Annotated in this window: 22 protein-coding genes and 2 tRNA genes; 12 read left to right on the top strand and 12 right to left on the bottom strand. The window is 71.8% G+C overall.

From position 1 onward, the window contains the following. Positions 1-287 precede the first annotated feature (287 nt). Positions 288-372 (bottom strand) — tRNA-Ser (locus E4P43_RS19805). A 115-nt stretch (positions 373-487) separates the two neighbouring features. Here E4P43_RS19805 and E4P43_RS05000 point away from each other — a divergent pair. The 4 genes from E4P43_RS05000 (at position 488) to E4P43_RS04985 (ending at position 1,925) form a co-directional block, all read left to right on the top strand. Then, positions 488-766 (top strand): hypothetical protein, encoded by a 279-nt coding sequence (locus tag E4P43_RS05000; protein WP_135144316.1) that lies wholly within the window; start codon positions 488-490, stop codon positions 764-766. Between the two features lie 72 nt (positions 767-838). Further along, a complete protein-coding gene (locus E4P43_RS04995) occupies positions 839-1,288 on the top strand; it encodes a hypothetical protein (RefSeq protein WP_135144315.1) in 450 nt (149 codons plus the stop codon). A 36-nt stretch (positions 1,289-1,324) separates the two neighbouring features. After that, the gene (locus E4P43_RS04990) at positions 1,325-1,591 is read left to right on the top strand and encodes a helix-turn-helix domain-containing protein (RefSeq protein WP_135144314.1); all 267 of its coding nucleotides are present in this window, start codon (positions 1,325-1,327) and stop codon (positions 1,589-1,591) included. 70 nt (positions 1,592-1,661) lie between these two features. Then, positions 1,662-1,925 (top strand): hypothetical protein, encoded by a 264-nt coding sequence (locus E4P43_RS04985; protein WP_135144313.1) that lies wholly within the window; start codon positions 1,662-1,664, stop codon positions 1,923-1,925. 133 nt (positions 1,926-2,058) lie between these two features. On the opposite strand, the gene E4P43_RS04980 is transcribed toward E4P43_RS04985, so the two are convergent. From E4P43_RS04980 to E4P43_RS04975, 3 genes are all read right to left on the bottom strand, one after another. Further along, positions 2,059-2,475: a hypothetical protein gene (locus E4P43_RS04980; protein ID WP_135144312.1), complete on the bottom strand. Its 417-nt coding sequence runs from the start codon at positions 2,473-2,475 to the stop codon at positions 2,059-2,061. Between the two features lie 584 nt (positions 2,476-3,059). Then, entirely contained in the window at positions 3,060-3,188 is a 129-nt protein-coding gene (locus E4P43_RS20765) for a hypothetical protein (protein ID WP_280790929.1), read from the bottom strand. Between the two features lie 65 nt (positions 3,189-3,253). Continuing rightward, the gene (locus tag E4P43_RS04975) at positions 3,254-4,375 is read right to left on the bottom strand and encodes a hypothetical protein (protein WP_135144311.1); all 1,122 of its coding nucleotides are present in this window, start codon (positions 4,373-4,375) and stop codon (positions 3,254-3,256) included. 149 nt (positions 4,376-4,524) lie between these two features. Here E4P43_RS04975 and E4P43_RS19800 point away from each other — a divergent pair, with 149 nt between their 5' ends. Next, complete coding sequence (locus tag E4P43_RS19800) at positions 4,525-4,701, top strand: hypothetical protein (RefSeq protein ID WP_167759070.1); 177 nt, start codon at positions 4,525-4,527, stop codon at positions 4,699-4,701. A 128-nt stretch (positions 4,702-4,829) separates the two neighbouring features. On the opposite strand, the gene E4P43_RS04970 is transcribed toward E4P43_RS19800, so the two are convergent. Further along, positions 4,830-5,012 carry a hypothetical protein gene (locus tag E4P43_RS04970; protein WP_135144310.1) on the bottom strand — a complete coding sequence of 61 codons (183 nt, stop codon included), beginning with the start codon at positions 5,010-5,012 and terminating at the stop codon, positions 4,830-4,832. Between the two features lie 101 nt (positions 5,013-5,113). Here E4P43_RS04970 and E4P43_RS04965 point away from each other — a divergent pair, with 101 nt between their 5' ends. Then, positions 5,114-5,401, top strand: coding sequence for a hypothetical protein (locus tag E4P43_RS04965; protein ID WP_135144309.1), 288 nt, complete (start codon positions 5,114-5,116; stop codon positions 5,399-5,401). A gap of 398 nt (positions 5,402-5,799) precedes the next feature. Here the strand turns inward: E4P43_RS04965 and E4P43_RS04960 are convergent, their stop codons facing one another. The 3 genes from E4P43_RS04960 to E4P43_RS04950 all read right to left on the bottom strand — a co-directional run bounded on the left by E4P43_RS04960 (position 5,800) and on the right by E4P43_RS04950 (position 7,689). After that, positions 5,800-6,714 carry an AAA family ATPase gene (locus E4P43_RS04960; protein WP_167759069.1) on the bottom strand — a complete coding sequence of 305 codons (915 nt, stop codon included), beginning with the start codon at positions 6,712-6,714 and terminating at the stop codon, positions 5,800-5,802. Then, positions 6,711-6,962, bottom strand: coding sequence for a hypothetical protein (locus E4P43_RS19795; RefSeq protein WP_167759068.1), 252 nt, complete (start codon positions 6,960-6,962; stop codon positions 6,711-6,713). Before E4P43_RS19795 ends, E4P43_RS04960 begins: the two co-directional genes overlap by 4 nt. A gap of 651 nt (positions 6,963-7,613) precedes the next feature. Further along, positions 7,614-7,689 (bottom strand) — tRNA-Lys (locus E4P43_RS04950). A gap of 182 nt (positions 7,690-7,871) precedes the next feature. Between E4P43_RS04950 and E4P43_RS04945 the strand changes: the two genes are divergently transcribed. From E4P43_RS04945 to E4P43_RS04930, 4 genes are all read left to right on the top strand, one after another. Next, entirely contained in the window at positions 7,872-9,086 is a 1,215-nt protein-coding gene (locus tag E4P43_RS04945) for an Ig-like domain-containing protein (RefSeq protein ID WP_245158936.1), read from the top strand. Positions 9,087-9,161: 75 nt separating this feature from the next. After that, the gene (locus E4P43_RS04940; protein ID WP_135144307.1) at positions 9,162-9,572 is read left to right on the top strand and encodes a hypothetical protein; all 411 of its coding nucleotides are present in this window, start codon (positions 9,162-9,164) and stop codon (positions 9,570-9,572) included. A gap of 55 nt (positions 9,573-9,627) precedes the next feature. Continuing rightward, positions 9,628-10,707 carry a sialidase family protein gene (locus E4P43_RS04935; RefSeq protein WP_135144306.1) on the top strand — a complete coding sequence of 360 codons (1,080 nt, stop codon included), beginning with the start codon at positions 9,628-9,630 and terminating at the stop codon, positions 10,705-10,707. Beyond that, positions 10,704-10,985 carry a ubiquitin-like small modifier protein 1 gene (locus E4P43_RS04930; protein WP_135144305.1) on the top strand — a complete coding sequence of 94 codons (282 nt, stop codon included), beginning with the start codon at positions 10,704-10,706 and terminating at the stop codon, positions 10,983-10,985. The genes E4P43_RS04935 and E4P43_RS04930 overlap by 4 nt, the downstream gene beginning before the upstream one ends. Position 10,986: 1 nt before the next feature. Here E4P43_RS04930 and E4P43_RS04925 read toward each other — a convergent pair whose 3' ends face one another. From E4P43_RS04925 to E4P43_RS04910, 4 genes are all read right to left on the bottom strand, one after another. Continuing rightward, entirely contained in the window at positions 10,987-11,229 is a 243-nt protein-coding gene (locus E4P43_RS04925; protein WP_135144304.1) for a hypothetical protein, read from the bottom strand. A 114-nt stretch (positions 11,230-11,343) separates the two neighbouring features. Next, positions 11,344-11,646 (bottom strand): transcriptional regulator, encoded by a 303-nt coding sequence (locus E4P43_RS04920; RefSeq protein WP_209313734.1) that lies wholly within the window; start codon positions 11,644-11,646, stop codon positions 11,344-11,346. Next, positions 11,643-12,092 carry a hypothetical protein gene (locus tag E4P43_RS04915; RefSeq protein ID WP_135144303.1) on the bottom strand — a complete coding sequence of 150 codons (450 nt, stop codon included), beginning with the start codon at positions 12,090-12,092 and terminating at the stop codon, positions 11,643-11,645. Before E4P43_RS04915 ends, E4P43_RS04920 begins: the two co-directional genes overlap by 4 nt. Before the next feature lie 48 nt (positions 12,093-12,140). Further along, a complete protein-coding gene (locus tag E4P43_RS04910) occupies positions 12,141-13,931 on the bottom strand; it encodes an AMP-dependent synthetase/ligase (protein ID WP_135144302.1) in 1,791 nt (596 codons plus the stop codon). A 135-nt stretch (positions 13,932-14,066) separates the two neighbouring features. Between E4P43_RS04910 and E4P43_RS04905 the strand changes: the two genes are divergently transcribed. Further along, the gene (locus tag E4P43_RS04905) at positions 14,067-15,209 is read left to right on the top strand and encodes an acyl-CoA dehydrogenase family protein (RefSeq protein WP_135144301.1); all 1,143 of its coding nucleotides are present in this window, start codon (positions 14,067-14,069) and stop codon (positions 15,207-15,209) included. Positions 15,210-15,264: 55 nt separating this feature from the next. Beyond that, on the top strand, positions 15,265-16,479 hold the full coding sequence (locus tag E4P43_RS04900) for an acetyl-CoA C-acetyltransferase (protein ID WP_135144300.1): 1,215 nt from the start codon (positions 15,265-15,267) through the stop codon (positions 16,477-16,479). The last annotated feature ends 5 nt before the right edge of the window (positions 16,480-16,484 follow it).

The raw sequence follows: 16,484 nt of genomic DNA, 5'->3' as shown, positions 1-16,484 counted from the left end.
GTCGCCGCCACCGCGGGCCTGATGCTGTTCGGCACCGTGGCCCGGTTCGAGGACCCGACGACGCCGGTGCCGTACGCACCGGTGACCGGCCGCCGCTGAGCCGCGAGGCCCGGGGCTGCGACCTGCGTGCTGGCGAGGCTGGGCCCCCGCATCGACGGACCGGCGGAGCACGGTCCTCAGGCGGGGCGCTTCGCGCTCCTCGGCCGTCGCCCCAGGCCGCGACCGTAGCCGGACGAGCGGAACGACGAAGCGGCTCCGTCCCGGAGGACGAAGCCGCTTCGTCGAACTGGTGCGCCTCAGGGACTCGAACCCCGAACCCGCTGATTAAGAGTCAGCGCAAGGATGTGCGGGGGAGTGGTGCCGAGTGAGCGCTCGTGCTGTTTTCGCTGGTCAGCAGCCCGCGCGGGTGCTTCACCGTGTGGCCCCGTCGGGGCACTTCCTCGCGAGTTCGCGCCCACCACGCGCCCACCTGTCACACCTGTCCGACATGGTCCCCGGCATTACCGACGCCCTGACCCCGTACTGGGGGCCCGATCCGATTCCGCCCGGGCACCGGCGCCCCACGCGCGAGGAGTGCATCGCCGCAGCAGGGCGAGTCTTCGCTACCGGCCGCGCGCGCCGCGACGCCCTGCCCGTGATGGACGCCGCCCGCGAGGCGTACGTGCCCGGCGGCCGCAGCGTCGACGAGCTCGCCAAACGCATCCGCGCCCAGCGAGAGCAGGCGCGGAAGCGCGCCTCCACAGACACGTCTCCGCCGACCGGCTGAGACAAGGCGGGCCCGCCAGGTGCTGGAACACCGGACGGGCCCTGGATCCCCACCCTCAGGAGGATGAGGACCTTGACGAAGAACGCTATCGGCACCCACCGACAGACTTTTCAGCTGAACGGCCGCGACTGGTCGCTCGATGCCGCTGAGGTAGATGCCGTCGAGATGTTCCTGACTGAGCTGCGCCGCGCTCGGTACTGGAAGCACGAGACGTGGTGCGACCCGAAGCAGCACGGGCGTGCGGCAGAGGACGAGCGGGCCGAGCTGGACGAGACGCCGTGCGTCGGCCGCATGATCCAGGCCAGCGACGAGCTCGGCGGCTGGTGGCACCAGGGCGACGTGGGCGCGCCGGCCCGCTTCTACGTCGACCGTGACCGGCGTAGCGGCCCCACCTGGGACGCGACCGTCGACGAGGTGGAGGCCGTGCTGACCTTCCTCCCGAAGGACGCCCCGGTGCGGGCGCTGTTCCAGCGGGCGATGGCCGACTACAACGGCTGCGACGACGCGGCGGGCCGGTCGTGACGGCCGCGGGCCGGCGGGACAGGCCGTGGTCGGGAGGTGCGCCGTCTCTACGAGGCCGAGAGGTGGTCGCTGCGGCAGGTGGCCGCGCACCTGGGGGTGTCTCACTCGACGGTGAGGTGGCTGCTGCTCGAGCAGAAGGTGGCGATGCTACGGCCCCGGCTGTGGGTCGCCCCGGACGCGCCGCCGGCACCGCTACAGGTGGCCCTGGAGCGGGCCGCGATTGCCTTCACCGCTGACCGCGGCTGGCACATGGTGCAGGCGCCGCCGGCCTGGTTTCTCGACCTGCTCACCGAGATCGACTGAGACCGTGGTCCCGCCCCGACACGCGTCGGGGCGGGACCACGGCCGGTTGCGAGCCGGTACGGTCCGCAACATGACCATGCCGGCCCTGCCCGCACAGCCCCTCACTGCGCCCACCGAGGTCGACGTTACTGACGAGGTCGCTTTCCGTCGCTACGTCGCCGAGCACGTGGCCGCCCAGACGCTGGCCATGCAGCGCACCGAGTGGTATCTGAAGTCGGTGCGGCTGATGATCATGATCATGCTCGGCCTGCTTATCGCCAGCATCGTGATCGGCTTCGTCTTCGGCATCATCGCCGCGACGGCCGAAGAGCGGGCCGACTCACTCGTCGGGTAGTGACGGCGTCGGCGTTAGAAGATCCCACCGCCGTAACGGTGCGGGCTACCTGCCTGTAGTAGCGATGTGGACGCCGGCCCGGGGTAGAACAAGGCAACCCACGGGCAAGTCGACGGTCGGGAAAGCGTCACGGCTACTCCCGCAGCAGCCCGACCGCCATCATGACTCCACCGAGGGTGCAGAAGATCAGCGCGATAGCCACGGAGAAGCTCGTCCACCGCGGCGCCTCTGAGGCCATGACCGACGTGAACACACCCAGCCCAGCACCGAGCAGCACACCTCCGAAGGCGCTCAACGCTTTCGCTGATCGACGACCCGACCTTGTGGCTAGGAGCGACGCAGCAGTCTCTACGTGTGCCGCCGAAACGGCGTCCATGTTCTGCCGTCGCATCAGCATTGCACTGACATCGGTCAGGTCAACCACATACTGGTCCGCCGCTGCGTCAAACGCGTCGACGGCCGATTCAGAGAACGCGATGGTCTCGTCGGCAGGGGCCGCCACCTTGGTCGTAGCCGGCTCTCCAACGTTCGCGGGCTTGGGATCGGTCATGCCCGCGGGCGGCTGCGAACCTCGGCCTCCCGCAGCTGACGTAGCAGCTGCGCTCGCTCGGCGCGTCGCTGGTACTCCAGGCGACTGCCGATGAGGGCTCCGATTGAGGCGCTCCCCAGACCGATCACGAGGGCCGCGACAGGGGCCCACGCAGAGGGCAGGTCGAAGACGAGCGATGCCAGGCCTAGAGCCAGACCCGCCACAGCGAGCAGGGTGATGCCGGCGTAGAACCCTCGATACCGAACCAGCACCCGCTCGCGGGCAGCTGCACGGCGAACCGCATCATGGACCAGTACATCTGCGTCAGGGCGGCTGCTCCTCCGCAGGCGCGTTGTTCGCGACTGAGGAGAGTCGTCATGGTGCATCAACGCCACAGGCTCGCTCCTTTCGCGCGAAGGATGTACGGCTCGTCCATCGGCAGTGCTGTGGTGTCTTCCTAACGGGAACCGCCGGGTTCGGCATCCCAGAAGTCACAGTGTCAACTCTAGAAACCAGTGCGGCAGCGCGCCGTCACCCGAAGTGATGCACGCGTCCGCTGAGTCACGGCGCGCCACGATTGGCCACCCGTCCGCGCTCCGGCACGGTTAGGGCGCCTTGAAGTAGCGCCGCCGCACGTCCTCGGTGATGACCTGCAGCACCTCGGTGACGTGTGCCGCGCGAAGCTCGTGCAGCTGTGTCCCGTCTTCCGCCTCCCCCTGGAACCTGAGCCCCATGCGGGGACTCAACCACCATGCCGGAGCTGGAGCAGCTCTGCGCCACGTCACCGCGGTGGGACCCATCAGCCCCATCCCCGGGTTCGCGCTTCGATGGACAGCCTCCGGGCGACGTCGTCGGGGGTGCCCTCGACCAGGTTGACGGTGTCCACCTGCAGGAGCGGCCCCTCGCGGAGCTGCGCGGGGGCCGTAGCGGTCGCGGCCCGGGCACCGGTGGTCACCGGGCCGCCGGATGCGAACCCGCGGCCGGCCAGCACGGCCTGCCGGATCTGCTCGACCGCCCCGTGCCCGCCGGCCGCCCGCACCTCGCGTGCAGTCCAGACGTGCTCGTCGTTGGACAGGAGCGCCGGGATGTCGTCCGACGTCTCCGTGCCAGGACCGAACACCGGACCGCCAGCGGCGCGCTCCGAGATGTGCCCGCCCCCCCCCATCGGCGGCCGGTAGTTGATCCCCGTGCGCTGGTCGACCCACACCGTCGCCCGGCGGTCACGCGCCAACGCGGCGAGCTGCCCTTCCACGGCTCCGGCGTTCGGCAGCGTCACGTAGATCCGGCCGTCGGGCAAGGTGCGCACCGCGAACCCCAGGGCCTCCAGCCGGGCCTTCTGCTCGGCCGTCGGCGCGTCGATGAAGACGGTCTTGTTGCCGGGGATCTGTGTGACTGACAGGCCGAGGTCGCGCATCCGCTGCGCCGTCAACCCCGCCGACTGGCTGGTGCCCATCAGCGACACCTCGGACTGCTCGAGCGCGGCGATCTGCTGCCCGATCGCGGCCGCCATCTCGGGGCCGGCGGCCGACTGCAGGCGGTACAGCTCGGCCAGCATCTGCTCCTTGACGATGCGCTGGTACGTCAGCGAGTCCGTCGACAGCCCGGACAGGTCCGCCTGCTGCCGACCGAAAGCCTCGGCAGTGCGGAGGGTCTGCACCTCCAACGCGAGCTGCGCCCGCTCGACGTCTTCCTGCGACGTTCGCAGGCCCTCGTCCGCGCTGGTGCGGTTCCGGATGGCGTCGGCGAGATCTGCCTGCGCGTCCTCGAGGTCGTTGACCGACTTGCGGTAGGCGAAGCCAGAGTCGATGGCGGAGAGCGCCTGAGCTGCCTGTTCGACCATCGCTGATGTGACGCCGCTGATCGCGAACTCGGTCGCGGCCGCTTGGCGCTCCAGCTCCCGCTGCGCCGACGCCAGGACCAAGGAAGCGCCCTCGGCCTCGTTAACGGGGCCGCTGACCCGGGAACGCCGGCGTCCAGTCCTGCGACTCACCCACGGCCGTCACCCCCCGCCGCTACGTTCAGCGGAGAACCGAGACCACCCGGGTCCTGGTGAAGACGAGGGGACAACACATGGCCAACGAGTCCGACGCACGTGCAGCGATCTACACCGCGGTGGTGGAGGTCCTGGAGCACGCCAAGAGCTACGGCGGCACGGATTACAGCCAGATCGTCAAGGACGCCGCCATCGCGTTCCGCCTGGCCAAGGGCGGCGCGCAACCGGGCTCGACGGTGGTCGAGAAGGGCTAGGGCGCGCCGTGCCCGCGCAGAAGGTGTGCGGTGCGTCCAGCACACCTTCTGCGCGGGCAGCCGCGCTTCACCGGGGACACGGCCCCTCGCGTGCGGCTCGCCCCCACTTCCCATCGTCTGCGCCCACTTCACGGCTCCTCCCGCCACGCGTCAGCAGCCAGCGGGGCGCGCCCGTCTGCCAGGCCCACATCGACCAGCAGCCGGTGCAGCGCCATCCCGGCGTCCAGCACGGCCAGGGGAGTGCTGTCACCCGACCGCTTCGACAGCTCCTCGAGCGCGTTGAGCAGCCCACCCGCACGCCAGGCGGCCACGGCCTGACGCCACTCCGCCGGGTCGACGTATCGCGGGTCAGAAGGTGCAATGAGAGTGGTCATGCCGCTCACGCCGCACACCGCCCGGCACACTGCCGGCCATGACCGCAGCGGCCGTGACCTGCACCCTGCTCGCCCTTGCTGCTGAACTGGTCGGCATCGCCCTGCTGGTGAGGGAGGGGAAGCGCGCGACCCGGAGCCTGCAGCGATGGCGCGCCGCCAACCCCCGCAACAACCCGGAAGGCTCCTACGGCCAGCAGATGCTGCTGAACGACGTCATCGAGCACGTGCTGGGCAGCCAGGCCAGACGCGGATGGGCGGTCACCCTCCTCGTGGCCGGTGTGCTGCTGGGCACCGCAGGCAACCTGCTCGGCCTGCAGCCCACCTGATCCGTTGTCAGCGGACGCGCTACTGATCAGCGCCGACGCACGCTGTGGGCGCAACGTGGGCGCGCGGTCGACGATCCTCGCCGAGGCGTTCACCAGGCCCCGACGCGGACCGAACCATCGTCCAGCCACGCGCGCGGCGTCTGCGCAGACAACCAGGCTGCCGGCGACCCGCCGGTCGCGCCTGGGCTGGCTTCGCTGTCCGTGTCCGCTCCCTAAGGGAGGAGCGAACGGACGGACATGCCCGTGCGGTGCGGACAGTCGCGGACATGCGGACATCACTGGTCGTCTCCGGCTCGGTAGAAGGGGCGGGCGTCGCTGCCGTGGTTGACGAGGATTCCGGCTTCGACCAGCCCGTTTAGGGAGCGGTGAAAGCTGGAGGGGGAGAGGTTCGCGACTGCTCAGAGGTCAGCTTTGCTGGCTCCGGTGGAGCCGAATGCGGACACGAACACGGACATAAGGTCGCGGGCGTTGGGCTTCATGTCCGCGGCGAGCGCGGACACGATGACGCCGCTGTCGAGGACGGCGCTGAGCTTGATCTGGAGTTGGTCTTCGCGTGGTCCGTCCTTGCGCTTGGTGCGCTTGAGGTGGACCAGGTGGGCGTCGCCTTCGGTGGTGTAGACGGTGTCGACGCCGGCTTCGATGGCGGAGGACCCGCGGATGGTGGAGCGGTCCTTGCCGGTGTGGTGGGTGACGGCGATGGTGCCGCCGTTGGTGGCGTCGCGGAGGCGGTAGAGGGCGTCGACGGCGATGCCCATGTCCTTGGCGCTGTTCTCGTCTGCGGCGACCATGCAGCGGGCGAGGGTGTCGATGACGACGAGGGCGCGGCCGGCTGCGAGGTGGCAGAGCTCGGTGACGGCCTGGGCGTCGAGGAGGTTGACGGGCTCGAGGAGGACGGTCAGATGGTCGTCGGGGATGTTGCGGTGCCACCCGTACTCCCAGGCGGTAAAGCGTGAGTGAAGGCCGTGGGCGCCTTCGGCGGCGACGTAGAGGACGGGGCCTTGGTGGACGGGTCGACTCATCCACTTCCGGCCGGTGGCGATGCTGGCGGCCCAGTCCTGCAGCACGAAGCTCTTGAGGGAGCCGAAGTGGCCGGCGATGACGGCGACAGTGCGTCGGTCGATGGTGCGGTCGATCAGCGGCTCGGGTTCGGGAAGCTGGGCGAGGGCGCCGCGGGTGAGGACCCGGTCCCGGAGCGGCGGTTTCGCGCGCGGGGCGGGCGTCTCTTCGGGCGGGTGGCTGGGTGGAGGGACGTCCGAGTACGGGTCGGCGAGGTTCCATGGGTCGTCTGCTTCGACGAGGCGGGGCGCGCTCATGCTTCGGCCACGGATCGGAGCTCGACGACGCGGTGGTCGCGGTGCTCGAGCAGGGCGAGGAGGTCGCCGACCCGGTCGACCGGGATGGTGAGTCGCTTCCGGACGGGGCACCACATGCGCGGGCAGTCGAGTTCGTCGAGGTAGCCGTTGAGGCCGTAGCCGGTGAGCCATGCGGAGCGCGGTCCGACGTCGACGGAGACCGTGGCCCGGGTCGTGGGCTCGTCGAAGAGAGTGGGGGTCCAGGTCATGCGGCGGGCCGCCGGGGCAGGACCGAGCCGTACCGCTCCGGGAAGGCGGCCAGGGCCCGGCGCGCCGGCGCCGGCGGCAGCCCGGCCAGGCCGACGCTCTGCAGGTGCGCGAGGGCGTGGCCCCAGGAGTCGAGCTCTCCGACGTTCGTCGGTTCGCCCTGGGGGACAGGCTGAAAGGGGTCGCGCCGGCCGCACGGTCGGCGCGCTCATGGCCCACCGCTTCGCCCAGGACGCCGAGCGGCAGCAGTGGGGAAGTGGCTACACCGACAACGACCGGGTGTTCGCCCGCGAGAACGGCACCGACCTCTCCCCGGGGCAGGTCACCAAGACGTTTCTGCGCCTCTCCGAGGCCGCCGGGCTGCGGCAGGTGCGCCTGCACGACCTGCGGCACGGGGCAGCCTCGCTGATGCTCGCCGGCGGCGTCGACGTCGCGGTCGTGTCGAAGCGGATGGGCCACTCGTCGGTGCGGCTGACGGTCGACACGTACAGCCACCTGCTGGACGGCGTCGGCCGCGGAGCGGCGGACGCAGCGGAGGCGATGGTGCGCCCGCGTGCGACCACTCCGGCACCGGATGCGCCCACAATGCGCCCACAGAGCCTCGTGAACGACGAAGCGGCTCCTCCCGGGAGGGAGAAGCCGCTGGTCGATCCTGGTGCGCCATCAGGGACTCGAACCCCGAACCCGCTGATTAAGAGTCAGCTGCTCTGCCAATTGAGCTAATGGCGCGTGTGCACCGGCTGGCCGGGCAACGAGAGAGAACGATACCAGCGTGGTGCCGCGGACATGACAGCGCCCGGGGAGGGCTTCGCCACACGTGGTGGCCACCACGGTGTCGCATCTCCGTGGACACTGATGAGGACGAGGCTCGCCCCGGGTGGGGCGAGGCGGGGGAAGAGGAGTCGGTGCAGGTGCGACGGACAGCCGCGATGATCGCCGCGGGGACGCTGGTCCTCCTGGCCGGGTGCAGCGGGGACGATGCCGGGAAGTCCGGCCAGCCCGCCGCCGAGGCCGCGCCGGCGACCGTCGAGCTGGCCGTCGAGGACGGGGCGGCCGACGTCTCGCCCGTCGTCCCGCTCGAGATCGCCGTCGACGGCGGCGAGCTCGGCGAGGTCACCGTGACCGACGGGGCCGGCGCCCCGGTGCCCGGCAGCCTGGGCCCGGCGACGCAGGACGCGGAGCCGGTCGCCGACGAGCCGGCCGAGGACGGCGCCCCGGCCCAGGTCTGGGTCCCGGAGACCCCGCTGGCCTACGGCACCAGCTACACGCTCACGGCCACCGCGGTGAACGAGGACGACCAGGAGACCACGGAGACGGCGACCTTCACGACGGTCACCCCCGAGAGCGTCACCACCCCCTCGATCGGCCCGCTCGACGGCATGGAGGTCGGCGTCGGCATGCCGATCCGCGTCTACTTCGAGGAGCCGGTCGCCGACAAGGCCGCCGTCGAGAGCCACCTGCTGGTCACCAGCTCCACGCCCACCGACGGCGTCTGGAGCTGGCTCGACGACTCCGAGGTGCACTTCCGCCCGTCCCAGTACTGGCCGGCGAACATCGAGGTCACCCTCGACGCCAACCTCTACGGCGTCGACTTCGGCGAGGGCGTGTGGGGCGAGAAGAACCGCTCGGTCAGCTTCTCCGTGGGCGACCGGCACGTGTCGGTCGCGGACGCGAGCACCCACACCATGGAGGTCTACGACGGCGACCAGCTGGTGCAGACCTTCCCGATGAGCGCGGGCGGGCCGGACTTCCCGAGCCGCAACGGGCCGCACGTGGTGACGGAGCTGAACCGGAACCGGATCATGGACTCGAGCACCTACGGCACCCCGGTCGACAGCCCGAACGGGTACCGCACGCCGGTGGAGTACGCGGTCCGCCTCTCCAACAACGGTGAGTTCGTGCACGCGGCTCCGTGGTCGGTGGCCCAGCAGGGCCGCGAGAACGTGTCCCACGGCTGCATCAACCTCTCCACGGACCGGGCGGCCTGGTTCTACAACTTCTCCCAGCCCGGCGACGTCGTGGAGATCAAGGGCTCCATCGGGCCCACCCTGTCGGCCGCCGACGGCGACATCTACGACTGGGCGATCCCGTGGGACGAGTGGCAGGCCGGCAGCGCGCTGAAGTGATCACCGGGCTTCCGGAGGCGTTTCCCCGCAGGTGACCTCGGGCACCCACGAGGCGACTTCGGAGGAGGGGTTGCCGTGGAGACCTGGCAGATCGTGCTCATCGTCGTCGTCGTGCTGGTGCTGCTGGCACTGCTGGCGCTGGCCCTCGGTAAGCGGGCCCGGGTCGCCCGTGTGCGCCGTGAGGCCCAGCACCGCGAGCAGGCGCGGGAGAGCCTGCACGAGGCGCAGGTCCGCGCCGCGCGCGCGGACAAGGAGCAGGCCCTCGCGGAGGAGCAGGCCGCGGCCGCCCGTCGGGAGATGGCGGAGGTCCAGGAGCGCGCCGCCCTCGCCGAGCAGCAGGCCCGTGAGCGGGCGGCCCGCGCCGACGAGGACCGCACGGCCGCCGAGAAGCTGCGCGCCGAGGCGCAGCGGCTCGCCCCCGGCCTGACCCCGGACGGGCAGCACCCGCAGCACGGCACCACCGAGGGCGGCGCCACCCGCCGCTGAGTTCTGCGTCCCCCTCCGGTCCTACCTCCCAGGACCGTCGACTCGGAGGGGTGTCATGACCGATCTGCTGGCCATCGGGACGCGCAAGGGGCTGTGGCTGGCCCGCAGCGAGGACGGGCGGCGGACCTGGGAGCTGGGCGAGCCGCACCTGCTCGCCCAGGAGGTCGCCGCCGTCTGCGTGGACACCCGCCGGTCGCGCCCGCGCATCCTGGCGGGCATCCAGTACGGCCACTGGGGCCCGACCGTGATGTGGTCCGACGACCTCGGGGCCAGCTGGCAGGAGACCGAGTCCGGCGCGATCCGCTTCCCGGAGGACGCCGGGGCGGCCCTGGAGCGGGTCTGGCAGCTGCGGCCGGACTCGGCCGACCGGCCCGACGTCGTGTGGGCCGGCTGCGAGCCGCACTCGCTGTGGCGCAGCACCGACGGCGGCTGCAGCTTCTCGCTCGTGCGGGGCCACTGGGACCACCCGCACCGGCCCACGTGGGAGCCCGGCGGTGGCGGGGGAGCGGTGCACACGATCCTGCCGGACCCGGCGTCGGACCGGGTGACGATCGCGATGAGCACCGGCGGCGTCTACGTCAGCGAGGACGGCGGGCAGCGGTGGGAGCCGCGCAACCTCGGGATCACCGCCCCGTTCCTGCCGGAGCCACCGGAGTACGGCCAGTGCGTGCACAAGGTCGCCGTCGACGCGGCGGACCCGGACACGATGGTGGCGCAGAACCACTTCGGGGTCTTCCGGACCGAGGACGCCGGCCGCCACTGGTCCTCGATCGCCGACGGGCTGCCCGCCGACTTCGGGTTCCCCATCGCCGCTTCGCCGTCGGTGCCCGGGACGGCGTGGGTGGTGCCCCTGGTCGCCGACATGCAGCGGGTCCCGCCCGCCGGGCGGCTCCGGGTGCACCGCACCCGGGACGGCGGGGCGACCTGGACGGAGTCCGCGGACGGGCTGCCGGACGGCGCGTGGACCGCGGTCATGCGCGATGCGTTCTGCGTCGACGAGGACGACCCGACCGGCGTGTACGTCGGCACCCGGGACGGCTGCGTCTACGCCAGCGCCGACGAGGGCGACTCGTTCACCCTGGTCGCCGACCACCTGCCCGACGTGCTCGCCGTCCGCGCGGTGCGCCTGCCGTGAGCGTCCAGGTCGTCCTGCCCGGGGTGCTCGCCGACCTGGCCGGCGGGTCCAAGCACCTCGAGCTGGACCCGGACGGGCGGACCCTGGCCGACCTGCTCGACCAGCTCGCGGCACGGCACCCGCAGCTGGGCCGGCGGATCCGCGACGAGACCGGCCGGGTGCGCCGCTTCGTCAACGTCTACGTCGACGGCGACGACGTGCGCTTCTCCGGCGGGCTGGCGACGACGGTGCGCGACGGGGCCGAGGTGCAGGTGCTCCCGTCGGTGGCCGGCGGGTGACTCAGAGGGCGGCGAGCTCCGCGCAGCTGGCGCACAGCTGCTGCTCGTCGTAGCCCTCGGGCGGCCAGGGGAGCTGCTCGTCGATGGAGACGTAGGCGCCGCACAGGGCCTTGCGGCTCTGCCCGTTGATCCGGCCGATGGTGGCGTGCGCCGGGCCGATCTGACGGGGCTTGAGGCCCTCCGCGCCGAAGGAGCCGACCATCACGACCGCGTGTGCTGTGCCGTACGCGTAAACGGTGGTCATGGGACCCAGGGTCCGAGGCCGCCCCGCCCGAGGCCAGTACCGCCGGGTGCGTGTTCGGCGCACCTGCCACACCCGCCACGCCCGCACCCCGTCGCGTCCGCGTCGTGGTATCCGTCAGGCCTCGCCGGCGCGGACGATCTCCTGCAGCGCCTGCACGTGCCCCGCGTAGGCGCGCGCCCCCTCGCGGGTGAGCGAGAGCCACAGCCGGCTGCGGGACTCCCGGACGGCGCGCTCCTGGCTGACGTAGCCGGCCTCGACCAGGTGGGACAGCTGCTTGCTGAGCGCGGACTTCGACAGGCCGAGGCGGTCCTGCAGGACGCCGAACTCCACGCTCTGCGCGGCGCTGAGCATCGCGCAGATCCGCAGCCGCTGCGGGGCGTGGATCACCTCGTCGAAGGCCGGGGCGCCGCTGGTCACCCGAACTCCCGCCGGTAGGAGCGCCCCGTGGCCAGCACGATGGTGGCCGCGACGACCGCGCCGACGAGCCACGCCCACCGGGCGCCGGTGGTCTCGGCGACCACCCAGCAGAGCGCGTAGGTGCCCACGATGCCGACGAGGAAGGGCAGCAGGTCGCGGGGCCGGGCGGTGGCCCAGGAGACGCCGTCGCGGTTCAGCCAGTACTTCTGCCCGAGGCCGCCGGCGGCCAGCGCGATGGCCAGGATGGCGAGGAGCTGGGTGTAGCGGCCGCCGTCGGACTCCGGCAGCAGCCGCACCAGGAACACCCCGGCGGTCGCGGCGGCCTGCACGAGGAAGAACCAGGCCGGGATGGGCGGGTAGCGGACGGCGTCCTCGTCGGCGGCCAGCTGCCGGAGCGTCTCGCGCGCCTCGTCCGCGGACGGGCGGTCCTCGAAGGGAGTTGCCATGCAGGAAACTCTAGAGCCGAGTTTCCTGCATGGCAACACTCCATCGGGTCAGCTCGCGTAGATCTTCTCCACCTCGGAGGCGAACTCCTTCATGACCACCGACCGCTTGAGCTTCAGCGACGGCGTCAGCTGCCCGCCCTCCACCGTCCACTCGACCGGCAGGATCGCGAAGGAGCGGATCGACTCCGCCCGCGACACCTGGGCGTTCGCCCGGTCCACCGCCGCCTGGACCTCCGCCACGACCTCGGGGTCGTCGACCAGCTCGGCCAGCGGCGTGCTCGTCGGCCGCCCCTTGGACTCCAGCCAGCCGGGAAGCGCCTCGGCGTCCAGGGTGATCAGGCACCCGATGAACGGCCGGTTGTCGCCGACGACGATGCACTGGCTGACCAGCGGGTGCGCCCGGATCTTGTCCTCCAGGACGGCGGGGGAGACGTTCTTGCCGCCGGAGGTCACCAGGATCTCCTTGATCCGCCCGGTGATCGTCACGTAGCCCTCGCTGTCGAGGACGCCGATGTCGCCGGTGGCGAACCAGCCGTCGCGCATGGTCTCCGCCGTCGCCGCCGGGTTGTTCCAGTAGCCGCGGAAGACCTGCGGGCCGCGCACGAGGATCTCGCCGAGGTCGTCGATGCGCACCGCCGACCCGGGTGCCGCCCGCCCGACCGTGCCCACCTTGAGCGTGTCCGGGCCGCTGACCGTGGCCGGCCCGGTGGTCTCGGTCAGGCCGTAGCCCTCGAGGATCGTGACCCCGATGCCGCGGAAGAAGTGGCCCAGCCGCTCGCCGAGGGGGGCGCCGCCGGAGAGTGCGTACTCGACCTTGCCGCCCATGGCCGCCCGGAGCTTGCCGTAGACGAGGGTGTCGAAGAGCTTGTGCTGCAGGCTCAGGCCCAGGCCCGCGCCGCCGGTGTCCTGCGCCTTGGACCAGGCGACGGCGACCCGCTCCGCCCGGTCGAAGATCGCCCCCTTGCCGCCGGCGTGCGCCTTCTGCCGGGCGCCGTTGTAGACCTTCTCGAACACGCGCGGGACGGCGACGAGGAACGTCGGCTGGAAGGTGCCGAGGTCGGCCAGCAGCGAGGCGAGGTCGCCGGTGTGGCCCAGGCGGGCCCCGTTCTGGATGCAGCTGACCTCGATGATCCGGGCGAAGACGTGCGCCAGCGGGAGGAAGAGCAGCGAGCTCGCGTCCTCCGCCTTCATCGCCGGGATGACCGCCGGTGCCAGCTCGGCGACGTAGAGCAGGTTGCCGTGGGTGAGCTCGCAGCCCTTGGGCCGCCCGGTGGTCCCGGAGGTGTAGATGATCGTGGCCAGGGTGTCGCCGTCCAGGGTCGCGCGCCGCTCGGCCAGCGCGTTCGCCGGGGCCTCACCCGCTCGCGCGGCGACGGCGTCGAGGTCGCCGGACTCGATCTGCCACACCTCGCGCAGGCCCGGGATGTCGTCGCGGACCGACTCGACCAGGGCCTGGTGGGCGGCGGTCTCCACGACGACCGCGACCGCGCCGGAGTCCGAGAGGATCCACTGCGCCTGCTCCGCCGACGACGTCTCGTAGATCGGCACGGCCACCCCGCCGGCGGTCCAGATCGCGTAGTCGGCCAGCGTCCACTCGTAGCGGGTCTTGCTCAGGATCCCGACCCGGTCGCCCGGGCCCACCCCCGCCGCGACCATCCCGCGGGCGAGCGCCTCCACCTGCTGGGCGAAGTCGCGGCTGGTGACCGGCACCCAGCTGCCGCCGACGTTGCGGCTCAGCGCGACCCGGTCCGGGCTCTCCGCCGCGTGGGTGCTGACCGCGTCGGGGAGGGCGGCGTGGTGGGGGATCTCGAAGGCGGTGGGGCTGGAGTACTCCTGCATCGGGTGGGCTCCTCGGCGGCCGGCTGCACGACACGACGTTGTGACGTGGATCGCGAAGATACAGAACAAGTGGTCTGTATGTTCGGGTTTCCGGCGCGGTGACCGCCGGATCTCCACGACTCCCCGGAGGTACCTGTGCAGTCAGTCCTGTACGAGGCCGAGCACGAGGCGTTCCGCGCGATGGTCCGCGACTTCCTGGCCAAGGAGGCCGTCCCGCACCAGGCGGCGTGGGAGGCTGCCGGCGTCGTCGACCGGTCCGTGTGGCTGCGGGCCGGCGAGCAGGGCCTGCTCGGCATGGACGTGCCCGAGGAGTACGGCGGCGGCGGCATCACCGACTTCCGCTACAACGCGATCCTCTCCGCCGAGGTCAGCCGCGCCGGCGCCAGCGGCCTGGGCTTCACGCTGCAGAACGACGTCGTCGCGCCCTACCTGACCGGCCTGGCCACCGAGGAGCAGAAGCAGCGCTGGCTGCCCGGGCTGGTCAGCGGCGAGATCATCACCGCGATCGCCATGACCGAGCCGCACGCCGGCTCCGACCTGCAGGGCCTGCGGACGACGGCCCGCCGCGACGGCGACGACTGGGTGCTCAACGGCTCGAAGACCTTCATCACCAACGGCATCAACGCCGACATCGTCATCGTCGTCGCGCGCACCGACCCCGAGGCCGGGGCGCGGGGCTTCTCGCTGCTGGTGGTCGAGCGGGGCATGCCCGGGTTCGAGCGCGGCCGGAACCTGGACAAGGTCGGCCTCAAGGCGCAGGACACCGCCGAGCTGTTCTTCGAGGACGTCCGGGTGCCCTCGGCCAACCTGCTGGGCACCGAGGGGCACGGCTTCTTCCACCTCATGGAGAACCTGCCCCAGGAGCGGCTGTCGATCGCCGCCGGCGCGGTCGCCTCCGCCCGGATCGTGCTCGACCTGACCGTCGAGTACTGCAAGGAGCGGACCGCGTTCGGCAAGCCGATCGGGAAGTTCCAGAACACCCGCTTCGAGCTGGCCGAGATGCACACGGAGGTCTCGATCGCCGAGACCTACCTGGAGAAGGCGATCCTCGAGCACAACGCCCGCCGGTTCACCGCCGAGGACGCCGCCATGGCGAAGTGGTGGACGACCGAGCTGCAGAAGCGCGTGATCGACCGGTGCCTGCAGCTGCACGGCGGCTACGGCTACATGCTCGAGTACCCCGTCGCCCGGGCCTACCTCGACTCGCGCATCCAGACCATCTACGGCGGGACGACCGAGATCATGAAGGAGATCGTCGGCCGTTCCCTCGGCGTCTGACCCCACGCAGGGCCTTCATGGCCATGTCGGCCCCCACACCTCCGAGAGGACGAGCATGCCCACCGAGGCGTTCATCTACGACGCCGTGCGCACCCCGCGCGGCAAGGGCAAGAAGACCGGGGCGCTGCACTCGGTCAAGCCCATCAGCCTGACCACCGGCCTGATCGACGAGGTCCGCCGTCGCAACCCCGGCCTGGACCCGGCGCTCGTGGACGACATCGTCCTGGGCGTCGTCTCCCCGGTCGGCGAGCAGGGCTCGGTCATCGCGCGCACCGCGGCGCTGGCCGCCGGGCTGCCCGAGACCGTCGCCGGCGTGCAGATCAACCGGTTCTGCGCCAGCGGCCTGGAGGCGGTCAACCTGGCCGCGCAGAAGGTGGCCTCCGGCTTCGAGGACCTGGTCCTCGCCGGCGGCGTCGAGTCGATGTCGCGGGTGCCCATGGGCTCCGACGGCGGAGCGTGGGCCATGGACCCCGAGACCGCCGCGCGCACCGCCTTCGTGCCGCAGGGGATCGGCGCCGACCTGATCGCCACCCTGGCCGGCTGGACCCGCGAGGACGTCGACGCCTACGCCGCCGAGTCCCACGCCCGCGCCGCCAAGGCCTGGTCCAACGGCTACTTCGACCGCTCGGTCGTGCCGGTGACCGACAGGAACGGCACCGTCGTCCTCGACACCGACGAGCTGGTCCGCCCCGGCACCACCGTGGAGTCGCTCGCCGGCCTGCCCTCGGCCTTCGCCGGCATCGGCGACATGGGCGGCTTCGACGCGGTCGCGCTGAACAAGTACCACTCGGTCGAGCGCATCGACCACGTGCACACCGCCGGCAACTCCAGCGGCATCGTCGACGGCGCCGCGCTGACGGTCATCGGCACCGAGGAGGCGGGACGCCGCAACGGGCTGACCCCGCGGGCGCGGATCGTGAGCACCGCCGTCTCCGGAGCCGACCCGGTCATCATGCTGACCGGCCCCGCGCCGGCCACCTTCAAGGCGCTGGACCGGGCCGGCCTGACCGTCGACGACATCGACCTCGTCGAGATGAACGAGGCGTTCGCCGCCGTCGTGCTGCGGTTCATGGCCGACACCGGCTTCGCCCACGAGCAGGTCAACGTCAACGGCGGCGCCATCTCCATGGGGCACCCGCTGGGCGCCACCGGCGCGATGATCCTGGGCTCGCTCGTCGACGAGCTCGAGCGCCGCGACCTCCGCCGCGGCCTGGCCACCCTGTGCGTCGGCGGCGGCATGGGCATCGCCACCGTCATCGAGCGAGTCTGAGGAGA

The organism is Blastococcus sp. TF02A-35 (genome assembly GCF_004571075.1).
Classification (GTDB): Bacteria; Actinomycetota; Actinomycetes; order Mycobacteriales; family Geodermatophilaceae; genus Blastococcus.
This window is presented reverse-complemented; position numbering and strand designations above follow the sequence as displayed.